At 43.8% G+C, this 17,400-nt stretch carries 21 protein-coding genes and 1 riboswitch; of the genes, 13 read left to right on the top strand and 8 right to left on the bottom strand.

The annotated features are described in order from the left end of the window. On the top strand, positions 1-264 hold the full coding sequence (locus tag F0251_RS24400) for a hypothetical protein (RefSeq protein WP_367613552.1): 264 nt from the start codon (positions 1-3) through the stop codon (positions 262-264). Positions 265-399: 135 nt separating this feature from the next. Here the strand turns inward: F0251_RS24400 and F0251_RS16605 are convergent, their stop codons facing one another. Next, positions 400-924: a DUF3087 family protein gene (locus F0251_RS16605; RefSeq protein ID WP_171731410.1), complete on the bottom strand. Its 525-nt coding sequence runs from the start codon at positions 922-924 to the stop codon at positions 400-402. A 255-nt stretch (positions 925-1,179) separates the two neighbouring features. On the opposite strand from F0251_RS16605, the gene trmY reads away from it, so the two are divergent. Next, entirely contained in the window at positions 1,180-1,779 is a 600-nt protein-coding gene (gene trmY / locus F0251_RS16600) for a tRNA (pseudouridine(54)-N(1))-methyltransferase TrmY (protein WP_171731409.1), read from the top strand. A gap of 99 nt (positions 1,780-1,878) precedes the next feature. Here trmY and F0251_RS16595 read toward each other — a convergent pair whose 3' ends face one another. Then, complete coding sequence (locus tag F0251_RS16595) at positions 1,879-2,181, bottom strand: hypothetical protein (RefSeq protein ID WP_171731408.1); 303 nt, start codon at positions 2,179-2,181, stop codon at positions 1,879-1,881. 381 nt (positions 2,182-2,562) lie between these two features. On the opposite strand from F0251_RS16595, the gene F0251_RS16590 reads away from it, so the two are divergent. Continuing rightward, a complete protein-coding gene (locus F0251_RS16590) occupies positions 2,563-3,765 on the top strand; it encodes a hypothetical protein (protein WP_171731407.1) in 1,203 nt (400 codons plus the stop codon). Positions 3,766-3,861: 96 nt separating this feature from the next. On the opposite strand, the gene F0251_RS16585 is transcribed toward F0251_RS16590, so the two are convergent. Further along, entirely contained in the window at positions 3,862-4,962 is a 1,101-nt protein-coding gene (locus F0251_RS16585) for a permease (RefSeq protein WP_171731406.1), read from the bottom strand. A 233-nt stretch (positions 4,963-5,195) separates the two neighbouring features. Here F0251_RS16585 and F0251_RS16580 point away from each other — a divergent pair, with 233 nt between their 5' ends. Together F0251_RS16580 and sigZ are read left to right on the top strand one after the other, a co-directional pair. Further along, complete coding sequence (locus F0251_RS16580; protein ID WP_004741113.1) at positions 5,196-5,492, top strand: helix-turn-helix transcriptional regulator; 297 nt, start codon at positions 5,196-5,198, stop codon at positions 5,490-5,492. Then, entirely contained in the window at positions 5,476-6,060 is a 585-nt protein-coding gene (sigZ, locus tag F0251_RS16575; protein WP_171731405.1) for an RNA polymerase sigma factor SigZ, read from the top strand. The genes F0251_RS16580 and sigZ overlap by 17 nt, the downstream gene beginning before the upstream one ends. A gap of 94 nt (positions 6,061-6,154) precedes the next feature. Here sigZ and F0251_RS16570 read toward each other — a convergent pair whose 3' ends face one another. Next, positions 6,155-6,769 (bottom strand): YitT family protein, encoded by a 615-nt coding sequence (locus tag F0251_RS16570; protein ID WP_102424879.1) that lies wholly within the window; start codon positions 6,767-6,769, stop codon positions 6,155-6,157. A gap of 397 nt (positions 6,770-7,166) precedes the next feature. On the opposite strand from F0251_RS16570, the gene F0251_RS24490 reads away from it, so the two are divergent. The 4 genes from F0251_RS24490 (at position 7,167) to F0251_RS16555 (ending at position 9,987) form a co-directional block, all read left to right on the top strand. Next, positions 7,167-7,379 (top strand): hypothetical protein, encoded by a 213-nt coding sequence (locus F0251_RS24490; protein ID WP_253821637.1) that lies wholly within the window; start codon positions 7,167-7,169, stop codon positions 7,377-7,379. 15 nt (positions 7,380-7,394) lie between these two features. Beyond that, positions 7,395-8,606 (top strand): MFS transporter, encoded by a 1,212-nt coding sequence (locus F0251_RS16565; RefSeq protein WP_171731404.1) that lies wholly within the window; start codon positions 7,395-7,397, stop codon positions 8,604-8,606. A 224-nt stretch (positions 8,607-8,830) separates the two neighbouring features. Continuing rightward, positions 8,831-9,556, top strand: a complete 726-nt coding sequence (locus tag F0251_RS16560) for a sulfite exporter TauE/SafE family protein (protein ID WP_165905208.1) — start codon at positions 8,831-8,833, stop codon at positions 9,554-9,556. Between the two features lie 68 nt (positions 9,557-9,624). After that, positions 9,625-9,987 carry an MmcQ/YjbR family DNA-binding protein gene (locus F0251_RS16555; protein ID WP_116870953.1) on the top strand — a complete coding sequence of 121 codons (363 nt, stop codon included), beginning with the start codon at positions 9,625-9,627 and terminating at the stop codon, positions 9,985-9,987. 83 nt (positions 9,988-10,070) lie between these two features. Here the strand turns inward: F0251_RS16555 and F0251_RS16550 are convergent, their stop codons facing one another. After that, a complete protein-coding gene (locus F0251_RS16550) occupies positions 10,071-10,814 on the bottom strand; it encodes a phosphatase PAP2 family protein (protein WP_061033830.1) in 744 nt (247 codons plus the stop codon). Between the two features lie 363 nt (positions 10,815-11,177). Further along, a riboswitch (FMN riboswitch) is annotated at positions 11,178-11,328 on the top strand. A gap of 179 nt (positions 11,329-11,507) precedes the next feature. On the opposite strand from F0251_RS16550, the gene ribB reads away from it, so the two are divergent. Then, entirely contained in the window at positions 11,508-12,164 is a 657-nt protein-coding gene (ribB, locus tag F0251_RS16545; protein ID WP_061033831.1) for a 3,4-dihydroxy-2-butanone-4-phosphate synthase, read from the top strand. 385 nt (positions 12,165-12,549) lie between these two features. Further along, entirely contained in the window at positions 12,550-13,413 is an 864-nt protein-coding gene (locus F0251_RS16540) for a hypothetical protein (RefSeq protein ID WP_171731403.1), read from the top strand. 131 nt (positions 13,414-13,544) lie between these two features. Here F0251_RS16540 and F0251_RS16535 read toward each other — a convergent pair whose 3' ends face one another. Next, positions 13,545-14,441, bottom strand: a complete 897-nt coding sequence (locus F0251_RS16535; RefSeq protein ID WP_171731402.1) for a LysR family transcriptional regulator — start codon at positions 14,439-14,441, stop codon at positions 13,545-13,547. A 162-nt stretch (positions 14,442-14,603) separates the two neighbouring features. On the opposite strand from F0251_RS16535, the gene F0251_RS16530 reads away from it, so the two are divergent. Beyond that, positions 14,604-15,242 carry an NAD(P)-dependent oxidoreductase gene (locus F0251_RS16530; protein ID WP_171731401.1) on the top strand — a complete coding sequence of 213 codons (639 nt, stop codon included), beginning with the start codon at positions 14,604-14,606 and terminating at the stop codon, positions 15,240-15,242. 98 nt (positions 15,243-15,340) lie between these two features. Here the strand turns inward: F0251_RS16530 and F0251_RS16525 are convergent, their stop codons facing one another. Continuing rightward, a complete protein-coding gene (locus tag F0251_RS16525; RefSeq protein ID WP_171731400.1) occupies positions 15,341-15,994 on the bottom strand; it encodes a cupin domain-containing protein in 654 nt (217 codons plus the stop codon). 157 nt (positions 15,995-16,151) lie between these two features. Further along, complete coding sequence (locus F0251_RS16520; protein ID WP_171731399.1) at positions 16,152-16,919, bottom strand: SDR family NAD(P)-dependent oxidoreductase; 768 nt, start codon at positions 16,917-16,919, stop codon at positions 16,152-16,154. A gap of 105 nt (positions 16,920-17,024) precedes the next feature. On the opposite strand from F0251_RS16520, the gene F0251_RS16515 reads away from it, so the two are divergent. Then, on the top strand, positions 17,025-17,363 hold the full coding sequence (locus F0251_RS16515; RefSeq protein ID WP_004741127.1) for a helix-turn-helix domain-containing protein: 339 nt from the start codon (positions 17,025-17,027) through the stop codon (positions 17,361-17,363). Positions 17,364-17,400: the final 37 nt, after the last annotated feature.

Raw genomic sequence — 17,400 nt, 5'->3', positions numbered from 1 at the left:
ATCATTTTGATTCCGAAGAATCTGTTTTATCTAACGATAAAACGTTTTGATATTCATCAACGAGTGCCCACACAGATTGATAGGTTTAAATTGTTAAAGAGCTTTGCTTATCGAAACTTTCTTTTTACAAAGAAACCCTTGAAAGCGGACGTGAATTCTAGCGATTTAATCTTAAGTGTCAAACACTTTTTAAAATTAATTTCTTTCGAACTTTCCGTCTTACTGATTACTGCTGAAGCCTTGCGGCGTCTGCCGTGTCAGTGAGGCGGCATTATAGAGATCATCGAAAACATGGCAACCCCTTTTTTGATAAAAATTCAAAAAACTTGCTTAAGTGGATACTTTTACGTCAAAAGGTTCTTTCGTCGCTCAAAGCTCATACAATAATGGGCATATTGCTTAAAACTTTGCGACTAGATCTTTCGAAAAAGCCTCTATATCTAGCTCAATGCTCCATTTCTCGCTCAATTCTAAGATCTTATCTAGCGATTGCTGAACTGTTTTTATCGTCAATGTGTTGTTGTCTAGGTCGTATACCTGTTTTTGCGTGGTGTAATAGAAGTAAAGGATGGTCAGCGCGTCTCGGTCGCCTTGTTCAGCTTTGGGTTGAATACGCTTGAGCTTACGATAGATTTGATTATGGATTTGTTTAAGGTTCCATACATAAAGCGCTTCTTTGAAGTAATCATGCCCTTTCACACGATTCGCGATAAATGCATTCAATGCAACAGATAAGATCACACCTAGTACGTTCAAGTGGAAATTACCTGTCGATTCACCCGCGATTGATTGTCCTGAACCGAATAGTTCAATCAGTATGGTTCCGAATACAATAGCGAACACGGCGAGTGAACCAACCAATGAAACCAATAACAGGTTCATCTTCTTTCTATATTCTTCTTTATTGATCTTCTGTAACTTCATTGACTACTTCCTTTTGCAAGCTACCTAATAATTTGCACATACTATCTACGTTAACATTGGGTCGCTTCAACCTTAACCATCTTGTAATGTGGTCATCATCTATTTAATAAGCAGAGTTCTTCTGGTTGTCACTATACGCAACTCTATTTGACTTCATTAATAGAAAAGAGTTACATACCGCCACAATTTTGGTTATTCATCAATTCATGTTGATAAGGCCGTTTCGCTTTATCACATACTGACAAGGTACATTCCATGCGTTCATTCGTATTACGCGCTCGCGCAGCCCCTACAGAGAGCAAACTTATCTTAGAAGGTGTTGGGCAAGATGCTCATACTGAGATTCTGGCTCATACTCTGATGAACACGATCTTCGTTGCTCAATCTCACCGTGAGAATGTCACCGTGCACCTTGTATTAGAAAGTACTAAAGACTTTTCACGTACGATTACATTCGATTCAAACGAGATCACCAACATTGGTGGCTTCCACGAGTTTGCATTGTTATCAGCGGTAGTAAGAGCGGTTGACGCTTCTCAAGGTATGACTAAAGAACAGACGCGTCAGGTTGAGCCGGGCATCACTGTTCGTACTATGAGTTTTGAAAAGCTGGTTAAAGAGCTAGCTGAAGACCACCAGCTGTACATGATGGATAAGAAAGGTGACTTTATCCGTGATGCAGAGATTGCTGAAAACCCATGTTTCCTTCTCACTGACCACATCCCTATGCCGAAGAAAAGCTACAACAGCTTAAAGCGTCTAGGTACAGAGAAAATCAGTTTAGGTCCAAACATGCTGTTCGCTTCTCAGTGCGTCGTGTTGATCAACAATGAGCTTGATATTCGCGGTTTCTAAGACGAAATACACAATCACTGTGAACAAAGCCCGGCTATTCGCCGGGCTTTTTATTTTTGGTGTGAGTTAACAACTACGGTTTATCGTTAGCTTGCCCCGTCACATGAGATCTCGCATTAATGTCTCGTATTGCTCCGATGCCAATACCACCAGATGATTTAGCTCTTTTGCATCTTCCTCTGCCAATAAGAGTTGCCAATCTGTCTGTTGACCACTTTCATCCCGCCCAAGCACTTTAGTCTTCCCTTGTTCAGTTTCAAAAGACAAGTGATTAAAGTCGGTATCATGATGCTCATGAGACTCTAAAATCTCAAACTCTAAATTTCCGGTTGGCTTTACTTGAATGTGGGCATGAAAATGTTGCTGATTCTGTAACTCATATTCCCTATGTATTGCAAACATACTCCCTCCTATAAACCTCAATCTAAGCTCGTAAGCGATCGCTATAAATTACCCGCTATTCATAGGTGGCTCCTAAACAGCAAGTATCTATACAAAGTGTAGGCCTCAGATTTCGGTACTAGAGCAAAATCAGCCTGCTGTTTGATACTAGACAAAATAGGGTTGAGTATTATGACACTTCGATTGATCTTTCTTGACGGGTATAACCGAGAGCCGGAGCTCAATAGAACTGACCAAACAACGAATTTATAAAACTTGCGCTTCGTTCCATTTATTTCATCTGTTGGTCTGACCTTTGAGAATATTAAGTCGTTGAGCTCCAAGCTTTTGATTCGATAGTTATACTTTAAATAATTTCGGTGAATTTATTTAAGGGAATACATGTCGATTTTTACCGTATTCTTCTGTGGAACAGGATCCAACTCAGAAGATAATAACCATAAAAACTATGTGTCTGGCGAGCTGATATCAACATTGGCGAAGAATACTACAGGGCGAGACATGATTGACTATATCCAGGTAGACGGCGTTGGCAGCGGAAACCAAAACGAATGGTTAAAGCAAGGCAAGGACGATACATACTCTGCGATTAGAGGGACTCTGCAAGGCAAAGGTATCGATAGCAATATGCGCCATGTATTGAACATCATACGCGGTAACCAACAAGACAAGAATGATTACCTCAAACGAGCTAAGGGGTTGCTCAGTGAATCCCGCCCAGAGAAATCTGCTTGGCCTTTTGCAACCAACCGCAAATATCGGGATTGGCTCAAAGATTCAAAAGAGTTAGCCGCAGATCTAAAACACGGTATTGCCGCTCGTCAACAAAACATAGCGATCGAGCGCCAGAGTAAACCGATCAGCCAAGTGAACATTGTTGGATGGAGTCGGGGTGGTGTCAGTTGCTTTGAATTGGCAAACCGTATGCTCAAAGACCCGGAACTTAGCCATATCCCAGTCAACATTTTTGCTTGCGATCCTGTGCCAGGTGGAATGAACGCTTTCAAGGATTACAAGTCACTTGGTAAAAACGTAAAACAGATCGTTTGCGTATTTGCGGAAGACGAACGTTCTCTAGCATTCAAAGCAAGAATGCCCCGCCTATCTCGCTCAACCCAATATTACACCACCTATATGCCAGGTCGACACGGTACCTTAGTTGGTAATGCCAATACTTCTGGCGGAAGCAAAGGTGCAGGGTTGCTCACAGGCCCTGGCCTCGTCACACGAGACTTTATGGAAAAGGTATTAACAGGATGGGGAACCAAGCTTAAAAGCAGCTCGACACTGAACTTTTCTAGACAGCGTATTATTGAGTTGTACGAACAGATGCGTAGCCACGAAGAATACTTCAATAAAATGCACGGCATGACTTACACCGCGAAGAATCGACTGCTTTGGACAAGCAAAGACCGAATCGGGCAGCAGAGAGAGCGTCGCTTTGGTATTCCAATGTATCGTTTTCAATTTCCCGGTATCACCAACAACTATGGCGATGCAATTAATCGTCACCACTGCGATGTGTTGGCAACCAATGCTTTCGCGACTCAAGGCACCTCTTCTGCACTGCCAAACCCCGTGTGATATTTCGCTGCTACTTTCCTTTAAAAACAAAAAGAGCTCAACAAGGTGAGCTCTTTTTTATTAGCTATATTTTCGTATCGATGGTGTTATCTAAGATTAACCAAAGATGAAGGTGTATAGGTAACCTGCACCAATCGCCATACTTAATATTACGAATAGGAAAGCCGCAATCATCTGATTTTTGAAGATAGACTTAAGCAGAATAACTTCTGTCAAACTTGCGCCCGCACTACCAATGATCAATGCCATTACTGACCCCAAGGCCATACCTTTTTGCACTAGGGCTGCACTCAGTGGAATCACAGCTTCAGCACGGATGTACAGTGGAATACCAATTACTGCTGCGATTGGAATCGCGTACCACTTGCCTTCACCTGCATATTCAGCAATCAAGTCAGTTGGAATGAAGCCATAGATGAATGAACCAATTGCAATACCCATCATCAAGTAAGGGAAAACTTGTTTGAAGTCTTTCCAAGTCGAGAACCAGATTCTCATCCAGCGGCTAGGCTCTTTCTTCTCAACGACTGTTGCTGTCACTGTGCCATCAGCTGAGCAGCATGATACTTCTACTTTCGGCTCTTCTTTCTTAGTACCACAGCATGCACTTTCTTTTGCCATTACTGGTGCAGGTTCACCACATGCGCTCGTACCACAAGAAGGTTCCGCTTTTGCTGGTGCTGCTTTTTTAGGTGCAGAGTCGCCACAGCTAGTACCGCAACTTGAAGATGACCCCGTTGATTCATACGCTTCTGCTTTCACGTAACGCTCAAAACCTAGTTTTTCCAGTGTGTAACCTGCGACTACTGATACCGTCATTGCCACTAAGAAGTAGAACGCTGCAACTTGCCAGCCGAAGGTAATCACAAACAAACCAATGATCACTGGGTTCAATAGTGGACTACCAAATAGGAACACCATCATTGGACCAAAACCCGCTCGTGCACGCAGCAAACCTTTTAGGAAAGGAATCGTCGAACATGAACAGAAAGGTGTAATCGCCCCTAGTAGTGCGGCAATCACATAGCCCTTACCGTTGCGTGAGCTCAAGATAGATTGAATCTTCTCAGGCGTAAGGAACTCTTGCAGAATCCCAACAATGTAGCTAATTGCCAAGAAAAGGATGATTAGCTCTACTGCTAAGAAAGTAAACATATCAAGCGCGTCTTTTAGCATTGTTAACATTTCATTGCTCATAATTAACTCCAAACAGGATTGAAGGTCGAACTCTATGAGGAAAGTACCCGACCCTTAATTTCGAATATTCTCGAATTATAGAAATAAATAGTTACAGATCAAGATTTATTTCGATAAAAATCGAATTAATTTTCAAATCAACAAACTTTCAATGACTTACGTATTCACTGTTTTTATATTTGAATTCGACAATCATTTCGACTATTATCGAAATTAAATTTTGAGGAGTTAATATGAACTTAGAAGTCGTAGCAAAAGCACTGAAAGAGCTGGGCCACCCTATTCGCCTTAGTATCTATAAAAGTGTCGTTAAAGCTGGCTACCAAGGCATTGCGGTTGGCGGCCTACAAGAAGAACTCGGTATCCCCGGTTCTACTTTATCTCACCACATATCAAGCCTTGCATCAGCAGGCCTCATAAGCCAAAGACGTGAAGGCAGAACTCTCTTTTGTGTCGCAGAATATGAATGCCTAGAAGGGGTTATTGGTTTCTTACAAGACGAGTGTTGCGTAAATGAACAGTGCAAATAGCACATCTTTAGACTTAGAGCAGGTTTGGGCTGAATATCAGCAGACATTAAAAGCATTCCTTCACTCTAAAGTAAGTAATTCCGCCGATGTAGATGATTTGCTGCAAGAGATCTTAATCAAGACTTTTCAGAACCTACACAAGGTGCAAGATGCGAGCAGTGTTAAATCGTGGCTATTTCAATTAGCCAATAACACGATTATCGACTTCTACCGTAAACATGCTCGCCAACAACGTGATAGCAAAATTGATGCGGACGATTTGTGGTTTGCAGATTTAGACCACAATGAAGAGTTCAAGCAGAAGTTGTCTTTATGCATTGAACCCTTCATCCAAGCGTTACCTGAGCAGAGTGCCTCGCTATTGCTTGCCGTTGATATCAAGGGTCAGAGCCAGAAAGCGCTAGCAGAAGAACAAAACGTCAGTTATTCGACCATTAAATCTCGTGTTCAGAAAAGCCGTGGCGATCTTAAGAATCTATTTGAACAGTGCTGCAACTTGTCGCTAGACAAACAAGGGAATGTGATTGATTGCGAGCTCAAACCGGAATCCGGTTGTGGCAACTGCTAAGTGTTGAATGACTATTTTCATAGAACAAAGCCAGCTATTGATGCTGGCTTTGTTGTTTTCTATTGCTTGTAATATAGGCTTAGACTCAAGTTCGCTAAGCCGCTTCCGCTTTTACAACCGGTTGGTAGCGCCCAGGTTTATGATTCATCGCGAGAATCAGGTTGGTGACTACTGCACCCAATACAGACAAGAGTATTAGTGGGGCATCAACGATAAACAGTGAAAGCACCACAATAGTACAGTCCAATGCCATCTGAACCTTGCCTGCTCGAATCCCAAAACGCTCTTGTAAGAACAGCGCCAGAATATTAAAGCCGCCCAAGCTCATCTTGTGACGGAAAATCACCAACATACCAGTACCAATTAATCCGCCGCCAAGTAATGCTGCATACAGTGCATGAATCTCGGCGATCTGAATCACGTGATATAAGTGATCCACTGCGAACGAAACTATCGAAACTGCAATAAAAGTATTGATTGTGAAACGCCACCCCATACGAGCGACGGATAAAATATAGAAAGGTAAGTTAAGCGCGAAGAACACTTGGCCAAAGCTTAGATCTGTCACTTTGGTGATGAAGATCGCTAGACCAGCGGTGCCTCCGGTTAGCAAGCCGACTTGATTAAAAAAGATAACGCCAAGTGAAACCAGTGCGCTACCTAAGATAAGTGCCAGCAAGTTTTCGCGAAAGTTATGATCTTTATCCATGTGAATGACTCTCCCTGAATCTTTTAACATCGCGTTTCAGTCATGTTGAAACGATTTACGCCCAAATTTACGATGTTTAACAGATAAGTCGAGCGAGCGGCCAATCTTATACGGTAATTAGTTTGTATATTAGTTTTTACAGTTTTGTGAAATATCTCAATAAAGCATAGAGTTACAGACACGATACTAAGTATCCATATTGAATTACTGGCTTCTCCCTTGGAATCGTTGAGTACCGAGTTTTCCCATTTCTTAGTCACATTTCGCTCTCAGAGCAACAACGTATAAATATATGCATGAAACGCATAGACTAAATCACAAATAGTCATTTGATACATACCCTACCCATCATTATGATGCGCGACTTCTTACAACATCGAGCGCATGTAAACACCTTATGTTTTCACAATCTCTTTTTGCTCAACTAACCAGAATGACGTTATTCCTCGTCATTAGTTTGGTTATTGTGCATCACAGTCAGCCACTGATTGATCTTTTGGCTCAGCACGCCGTGAGTAGTGGCTGCCACCAGCAATCAGGACACGAGCATCACCATCATATGACTGAACAAAACATGTCTGCGCAAGACCACTCACATCACCACCATTAATTTAAGAGTATTAGAATGAGCATTTTCCGTTTTCCTTTACTGGTATGGCTTGGGATCGGCACACTTATTATCAGTCTAGGGATCAGACAATCGTTCGGCATTTTCATGATGCCAATTTCAGAGCATTTCGGCACCGGTCGTGAGTTTTTCAGCTTCGCTATTGCTCTACAAAACCTATTGTTCGGTGTGTTCCAACCTTTTGTTGGCATGGCTGCAGACAAATGGGGAGCAAGGCGCATCATTATTGCTGGCGCATGTGCTTACGGTTTGGGTTTACTTCTTACCTCAATTTCTACCGAATCGAGCATGCTTTACGTTTCTTTAGGCGCACTGGTTGGCCTTGGACTGAGTGCAACAAGCTATGTGATCGTATTAGGTGCAGTAGCGAAAGTGGTACCTGCAGAACACGCCGCTAAAGCATTTGGTTTAACTACGGCTGCCGGTTCATTTGGTATGTTTGCTGTGATTCCAGGCGCGCAATACATGTTGAACGAATTTGATTGGCAAAGTGCGATGCAGGTGTTTGGCGTGCTGTGCTGCGTGATGATCTCATTTGCACTTTTCATGCGAGCACCAAAAGTCGCAACGAATAAACAGACGCAAGTTGAAGACAATCAAACATTGAAAGAAGCACTATCAGAAGCCTTCTCTCACAAAGGTTACTGGTTAATTCACGCTGGCTTCTTCGTGTGTGGCTTCCACGTGATGTTCATTGCAACGCATTTACCAAGTTATCTAGCTGACAAAAACTTACCAGCGAGCAGCGCAGCAATGGCATTGGCTTACGTTGGTATCTTCAACATCTTCGGTTCTTACTTCTGGGGTGTGATGGGCGACAAGTTCAGCAAGCGTCATGTGATGTCTGCACTCTACTTAGTTCGAACTGTGGTTATCGGTGCGTTTGTCACTCTGCCAGTCACGGAATCGACCGCAACGATCTTCGGTGCTGCAATTGGCTTTTGTTGGCTTGGTACAGTTCCACTCACTTCTGGTTTAGTTCGTCAGATCTTTGGAGCTCGTTACCTATCGACTCTGTACGGTTTGGTGTTCTTCACTCACCAAGTAGGTAGCTTCTTAGGTGCTTGGGTTGGTGGTCGTATTTACGATTACTACGGATCTTACGAGCCAATTTGGTGGTCAACGGTGGTATTGGCATTTGCAGCAGCACTTATCCATTTACCAATCAATGACAAGCCAATTGAGCGCATCAAATTGGCAATGGCTTAACTTTTAATACTGACTCCCCCAATCAGTAACAGAGATAAGCAATCCAATGAGAGAGTGGATATTGAATGGACTAGTTCCTGAGATATCCGCTCTCTTTTTTATTGGACGCGAAAACTGACTACGCTACTAACGAAACTTGCATAAAGCTCACTGAATAATAAGACTATTTCTACCATTTTAATTTATAGTATCCATTCGCCCCTTTTGAACTTATTCGCAGGCTTATGGAATACCTAGATCAGACCGCCCTTATCGCGATGGCACTCATTTTTGTCGGCTCGTTTGTACAAACCGCCATCGGCTTTGGCTTGGCTATTGTGGCTGCCCCGTTGTTGTTTTTGGTCTCGCCTGACTATGTACCCGCGCCTATCTGCCTTGTTGGTCTGTTCATTTCTGTATTCAACGCGTTTAAACATCGAGCAAACATCTCTATTGGCGGATTAAAAATCGCACTGTTAGGCCGTATTCCGGGTTCACTGGCTGGCGGGGCTTTACTAGTGATGGTTTCTACAAGCGTATTATCCCTGTGGTTAGGCTTATTGGTTGTATTTGCCGTGATTGTTAGCTTACTGCCGTTTAGGTTAGAACCGACGCCTGCCAAAATGGGTATCGCGGGATTCTTCTCAGGGTTCTTTGGTACCAGCTCTGGTATTGGTGGGCCGCCAATGGCACTCCTGCTTCAACACCAAGATGCTAACCAGCTTCGTGGTAACCTTTCTGCATTCTTTGTGTTTAGTTCTATCATTTCATTACTGGTACAGATCCCAATTGGCTTCTTCACCATGCACCATTTGATTATTACAATCCCGTTGCTTCCAGCTGCTTGGTTGGGTTACAAGGTGGCGTTATTGACAACGCAAAGCATTCCTAAAGAAAAGATACGTATCGGCTCTTTGTTGCTATGTTCTATCAGTGGTTTTACTGCCATTTGGCAAGGCTTAGCTGGCTAGTTCGAAGCAGAAACATCGACAAAGCAACAAACACACAGATCCACCACCAAACTATGAAAGGGCGTTCTATGACATACGACGAGTTCAATGCATTCTGTGAATCACAAGCAGCCACCAGCTACGTGATGCAGTGGAATAACTCTCACGTTTGGAAAGTGGGAGGCAAGGTGTTTGCGATTGGAGGTTGGGGGCCAAACGACGAGCCTGCATTTATCTTCAAGGCATCTGATCGGAATTTCGATTTTCTCAAAGAAGAGCCAGGGTATAAACCTGCCCCCTACTTTGCTTCACGCGGAATGAAGTGGATTCAGCTGTTTGAGAGCACACCAGAAAGGGATGACGAGTTGAGATACTACCTCACGGAGTCTCACCGAATCGTCTCTTTGGGACTAACCAAAAAGAAACAAGCAGAACTCGGGCTCAATCAATAGCCAGAGATTCCGCTTGCTAAACGAAAGCCAAATTGCTTTGGGGGAACTAACTGGCTTTTAAGAACGAAGCTCTTCTTAAATGTTTAATCCGTTCTGAGAAACTTAGGCAAAAAAGGTTCTATTTTTTGCGTTGGCACCAGTGGCACTAATAGGTAGATTAAGCCTGCAAAAGCGATAGATGCCGCTAAGTCTTCAGGCCGATGCATACCAAGCCAAACGCGGCTATACGCGACACCACCAGCCCAAGCTAACATGCCACCTACAAGGTAAAAACGCTTCGCTTCTAAGAACAACCCACCAAAGAATGCTAAGCAAACACCCACGAAAATCATGTGTCCAGACGGGAATGAATAGTCTGTTTCGCCAAGCCAATGACGTGTTCGCCATTCACTGACCTTATCTTCTACTGACTCAATGGCCACGTTCTTTTCTTCTAGTGGCAGTTCATAAAACAGCTCCGGCATATCAACCACTTCTTGGGTAACTAAGTACTCAGTATATGGGCGTGGACTCTCCGTTGATGATTTAAGGAATGTCTTTGCTGCAAAGCTTAACACCAATAAAATACCAAGCTGCAAACAAAGGCTCACTAGCTTTGCTTTTGAGAACTTTAATGTCAGCACCAACAAAGAGAGAATCGCGAGTGTGATTAGGAACCCTTGATTACCCGCTGAATAAGTCACGAATGTCATGACAGCACCATAGAAAGGCAATACAGCACTTCCAAGGTCGAAGTGAGATCCAAAGATCAAAAAGGGAACGAGAGAATACAAGCTTAAAACGAGCAGTAATAAGCCTTTGGATTTGTTAGAGAACAGAGAAGTCATGGCTAAGATCTTTTGGATAAAGTGGTCGGATGCTATCGTAGCTTAGCATCGCCAATATCAATTTTATGTAAAAACGAGCGGTTCACCGTCATAGTGTAACAATATTCGATTAGTGCGGAGCCTGAATATTGATTCGGTGAACCCTCACCTCATCATCAATAATCTTTACCGTCCACTTATACGCATACCGATAGTAAAACCAACTAAAGACCAGCAGGACCTGACTAAACACAACGGCATTGTGTTCTGCTGATAAAGTGAACACTCAGGCCAGAATCTAAAAAACTTTGCTGTCAGTCCTTTAAATCCACTATTGAAAGGATTAACATCTGGTCTGCTTTCAAAGCAAAACAGATTATTAATTTTTATTCTCAGGGCGGGGCGAAATTCCCCACCGGCGGTATATCCTTAGCAAAATCTAAAGATAAGCCCGCGAGCGCTCGATTCGTCGAGGTCAGCAGATCTGGTGAGATGCCAGAGCCGACGGTTATAGTCCGGATGAGAGAGAATGGAAAGACACTCGTTTAAGTTGGAAAGGCGTACCTGTTTATTGGGTTCATGCCTCCAACTCAGACGTGTGCATTTCGTTTTGGATAAAACCATGATGAACCGACTTGTAATGAGTTGGCTTTGTTGTGCTCGTTGAGATCCCTCATACAGCCCTGATTCTGGTGATATTTTAGGAGTTTAACCATGAATCAGTCTTCACTACTTGCCGAATTCGGCGAACCAATCACTCGTGTTGAAAACGCACTGCAAGCTCTACGCGAAGGTCGTGGCGTACTTTTACTTGACGATGAAGATCGTGAAAACGAAGGCGACATCATCTACTCAGTAGAACACCTAACCAATGCTCAAATGGCGTTAATGATCCGTGAATGCAGCGGCATCGTGTGCTTGTGTCTAACTGACGAACAAGCAAACCAACTTGAACTTCCGCCTATGGTTGTTGATAACAACAGCGCAAACCAAACTGCGTTTACCGTAACTATCGAAGCGAAAGTCGGTGTAACGACCGGTGTTTCTGCTGCTGACCGTGTAACAACGATCAAGACAGCTGCAAACCCAACGGCTAAGCCTTCAGATCTAGCTCGCCCTGGTCACGTATTCCCACTGCGAGCTCGCAAAGGTGGTGTACTTGCTCGCCGCGGCCACACAGAAGGTACTGTGGATCTGATGCAAATGGCAGGTCTTCAATCGGCAGGTGTACTGTGTGAAGTAACCAACCCAGACGGTACAATGGCAAAAGCGCCAGAGATCGTTGCTTTCGGTAAACTGCACAACATGCCAGTACTGACCATTGAAGATATGGTGATGTACCGCAACGAGTTCGACCTTAAGCTTGCATAACGTTTAGCCCTCAATGCTAAACACTTAGTCGTTAAGTCAACTACACTGCGACGTGAACATTGAAAGGCCTCACTCTTACTGCTTTTAGAGTTAAAGCATATAAGGGTGAGGCCTTTTTAATTTCCGTAGCTTGAAACGAGCCTGAAATGGATCGCCAAAGTGTCTCTACTTACCGAAACCTCCCCAACCTATCGTTAGAAAAGCGTAACCTCTCAAAAAATCCTGCAAAATATGAGAAACATTCACTCGAATGGTGAAGTCATGCACCATGATTGATCATCCATAATTTGAGGGAAATCATAACTCAATGAAATATAACGCTTATTTATTTTGGCACGGTGTCTGCACTACCACTAAATAGGTATACAAATGTTAGGAGTTGAATATGTTTGTAGTTATTTCAGTGGGTTTATCCCTATTAGTACTTGCAGCCCTGTTTCATTTCTCAAGGAAGAGACAAACAGCGCTATCACACAGGTTTGAAACCTTAGTTCTGCTTAGAGAGTTATTGTTGTTATCACGCAAACACCGCGCGGCAACGCATTACGCTCTGGCGTATAAATTGTCTAGCGACTCGATTCGTAAAGTGAACGAGATTTACGACAACATACTTGAGGTATCTGAGCTGCTTCAATCCCATGTGTCGTTTGACAGCCGCCCTATGTATCGCATCTATCACCTCAAGCTCATCGCTATGCACAGCGACTGGCAAAACCGTAGCTTGGTGCGTAACCAATCGATTCATGGCAAAACAATTCGCCATAGCATGTTCTTGATGGATGAAGTAATGATCATCTGGCTAATTCAGTCTGAGCGTGAAGACATGAGCCGTGAGTACCACATGAATTGGCAACAGATCTTAGATTGTATGGAGATACTGACCAAATTACGAATGTGTATCCCTGGAATAGAGAAGGCGGATATGGAGAAGCCTGAGGAGTATTTGAGATTCAAATTCTACGCCTCTCAGACACACAGAAAACTCAACCAGTTATCGATTATCTGCCCTCTTAGTAGTGGGTCACCGGTTTGTACGCGAGCGATGCATGCACTCTCAGAGATCGCATCAAGTAACGAAGCGACCCAACCGGCAGATAGCATGTACGAATTAACCAGTGACATATCTAGTGTCGTGTCGCAAGTTTACGACCAAGTATTATCCGACATTACGAGAAGCCTGTATCAGCCTTTACCAGACATCAACGAAAAGGTGATAAATACCCGATTATCTGTACACCATTACATGTAAAGACTTCGTGAGAGGAGAGCGTGCTGGAACTCTGAATTATTGAGTTCAAATCCGATATCACCATTGATATCGGATTTTTGTATTTATGGGCTTTTAAATTTCTATCGCTATGTATCATTGCCTATGAAGTTTCAAACATCACCGGACTTGATATCGCTAGCCCAAGCTTGTGCCGCAAAATCAATGAACTGACGAACAACTGGAAGCTGATAACTGCGAGACAGATACACTGCCCACAGAACGCTGCTGGGCGAAACAAACTCATCCAATATTCGTATCAGTTTGCCATTCGCAATCAGTGGGTTGGCTAAGTCACAAGGTAAACGAACTACCCCTTTCCCGTGCTGTGCGGCGCGAGTTAGCACTCCAACATCATTAGCCTTGATAGTGCCAGACACCTCAACTGAATAGTGTTGATTGTCCTTAACAAAATCCCACTTAGAAACATTCAAGTGACGAAAACAATTGTGTTGTCGAAGCGCCTCGACCGTTTCAGGTTCACCATGTTTGTCTAAGTAGGCTTGCGAGGCACATACCACTGAATCAATAACCATTAGCTTTCGTGCAATCAAACTATCATCAGGTTGATCGGTATAACGAAGTGCAATATCGATCCTCTCATCCACCAGCTGAGTAAAGCGGTCAGAGGCAAACAGTTCGACCGTGATATTAGGGTGGCGCTCGGTGAACTGCTCGACCACATCCAACAACATATGCTGAGTTAACCCGATGGGGGCTGCAATTCGAATCGTTCCAGAAAGATCATCGGTTTGATTGAGTGACGTAATTTCTAACTCAGCGGTCTCATGGAGGATTTTCTCACAGCGCTGCAGAGCGATTTCCCCTGCCGCCGTCAAGCTCACCTTTCGAGTCGTCCTATGTAATAGCCTCTGCTTCAGCCACCCTTCTATCTCCTGAACATGACGTGAAACCTGCAACCTACTCATGTCCAAATGCTCAGCTGCTTGGGTGAAACTGGCACAATTCGCAACTTCGACAAAGCTACGCATTGCCGTCAACCTATCCATCACACTCTCCTTGAACTATTTCGCAGCTAATCGAATCTTATTAGATCACTATATAGATACAATCTACATCATTTTGCGATATTTATCGCAACCTAGTGAGCTATTAGACTGCAATGGCTGTCGAGAAAACGACTCAATAAATTAGATAATTGGAGAGACATTATGAAAATTGCAGTATTAGGTGCATCAGGTTGGATTGGTAGTCACATCGCTCAAGAAGCTCAATCTCGTGGTCACGAGGTCGTTGCTGTTGTAAGAGATGCAAGCCGCGTGGAAACCAAAGGCATTGAAGTTCGTTCATTTGATTTACAAGATGAAGCCGCAAGTCTAGCAAACGCACTATCCGGCGTTGATGCAGTCATTACTTCGATTGGCGGACGTGCTCTGGGTAATCACGACATCGTAAAGAACACTGCGACTAAATTGCTGGCAACATTACCGAGCATCGGTATCGATCGCCTACTTTGGGTTGGCGGAGCTGGCTCATTAGAAGTAGCGCCAAACGTACCGCTAGTGACTGTTCCTGACTTCCCTGCGGATTACAAAAACGAAGCGCTAGCACAGGGCGAAGCTCTTGAAGTGTTCAAGCAATCTAATAGCGAAGTTAACTGGACGTTCGTTAGCCCTGCCGCAGAAATATTCCCGGGCGAGAAACTATCGACCTACCGCACTGGTGGCGATCAACTGCTCACCGACAAAGATGGCAACAGCAAAATTTCAGTCAGCGATTACGCTATTGCGATGATTGATGAGCTCGAAGCTGGCAAGTTCCCGCGCCAACGTATTGGTGTTGCTTACTAATGCTCAAATGTGTATTAGGTAAGCTCAATAGGCACTAGAAAGCAGAAAGCCGCTGACTTTTAGTAAGCGGCTTTCTATTTTACTTGTCGAGATAATCATCATATCAGTGGCAAATGACCTGTTTTCACTAGGATGATCGTCTCTTCTTCCACATAAGGGAAATGCTCGCTCATGTGAGGGCTACGCATCCAAGTATGTTTCGGGTACACGCCATGTTCATCTTTAAAGGTGCCCGACAACACAAAGATCTCTTCTCCACCAAAGTGACGGTGCGGCTGAAAACGTTCGCCAACAGGCCACTTAACTAAAGCGACATGCTCGTGCTCAAACTCATGTAATGGCATGACTTGTAACCCGCCAATACCAGGTAGCCATTCCGTTTCGAGCGTATTGACTCGAACTTGCGTTAAGTCTCTCGCATCAAACTGATTAAGCTTAACTAAGATCGTGCAGCCCTCTTTACTCGATGGGGAATGCGCGCTGCCTGGCGGATTACGGATATAAGTGCCAGCGGGGAAATCGCCGGTTTCATCAGAGAACACACCGTCTAATACGAAGATCTCTTCTCCTTGCGGATGTGGGTGTTCAGAGAATGAAGATTGAGGGTCGTATTTCACCACGCTAGTCGTGTGACCTGATTCTTTCTCTTCTCTTTCTAGGGGCTTACGCCACACTCCTTTGGCCGGGCTTGCAACCCAATCTAGTTTATCGGTTTCGATAACCAATCTCTTTGAAAAGTCCATGTTGAGCATAATGACGACCTTACTCTAAATATTGTTTTAATTATTATTGTCTTGTTAATGTCTATTCTACGCGAATAACGAGCGAGGGGGAGACTTCGCTGCTAATTGCTAATTGCTAATTGCTAATTGCTAACAAAGCATCCCCCATATTGAAAACTCGGCTCGATTAATTGCGGCCTGCGATCACACCACCATCAACATCCCAGATTGCACCCGTTACCCAATCGGCACTGTCAGACAGTAGGAAAGAGATACTGTTTGCGATGTCTTTCGTTTGACCCACTCGACCAATAGGGTGGAATGCGTTGAAGCCTTCTAGCGCTTGGTCCACTTCTTCTGGCTTAATGAATGATTCGTAGATCGGCGTTTTAACGACGGCTGGAGATACCGCATTCACGCGAATGTTGTGGTCTGCAAGCTCCATCGCCATATGCTGTGTTAAAGCGTGTAGTCCTGCCTTTGCCATTGAATACGCAGAAGACGGCGTCGCTTTAATAGCTTGTTTCGCCCACATAGAGCCTACATTTACCACGTTTCCGCCACCGTTTTTGATCATCAACTTACTGACAGCTTGAGTGATGAAGAAAGTCGCTTTATTAAGCTGCATGTATTGCTCGTAATCCGACTCCTGATGCTCGATAAACGCTTTAGGGTTAAAGTAGCCAGCCGCATTAACAAGGTAACCAATACCCTCTTCAAGTGACTCTAGATGTGCAATAAGATTCGACACACTTGCATCATCATAAAGATTAGCTTGCCAGCCAGTAGCGTGGCCCAGCGACTGAAGTTCTGATACAGCTTTATCTAACTTAGTTGGGTTATTGCCGACAACCAGCACATGGATGTTTTGAGCGACCAACTGCTTCGCTGTTTCAAAGCCCATACCACTTGTGCCACCGATTACTACTGCAATACCATTTTTAGTGAAGTTCATTTTGTTATCTCCTAAGTCATGTGAACGTGGTAATCTTAGGCTTTGAACTAACACTATGAATAGTAAGTACAAATCGGTTAGGTAGGTACTTATTGGTACATCTTTATGAAAAATCAGGAAAACTTTTTTTCAAGAAAATCAGCGCCAGAGCGTTCCGCTCGCATGGTAGAGACCATCTACGGTTGTAAATGGTCGCTCACGGTTTACCAATTACTGGCAAATGGCATCAATCGTCCCGGTGAAATGGTACGCTCGGTCGAAGGGTTATCGACCAAGGTCTTGAATGAATGTTTAAAGCGAAATGTAGAATTTGGGATTCTAGATAAGCAAATGTTCAACGAACTGCCACCAAGAGTGGAATACCAAGTCACTCCATTTGGTGAGAAGTTCTTACTGATTCTGGATCAACTAGAAAGCCTACAAAACGAAATCGACGAGATGTAAGCTCAAGCCGGTCACACTATTAGCAAAATACAGAAAG

The organism is Vibrio sp. 070316B (assembly GCF_013114115.1).
In the GTDB taxonomy this organism is placed as follows: domain Bacteria; phylum Pseudomonadota; class Gammaproteobacteria; order Enterobacterales; family Vibrionaceae; genus Vibrio; species Vibrio chagasii_B.
The sequence above is the reverse complement of the archived record's forward strand: the minus strand, read 5'-3'. Positions and strand labels throughout refer to the sequence as shown.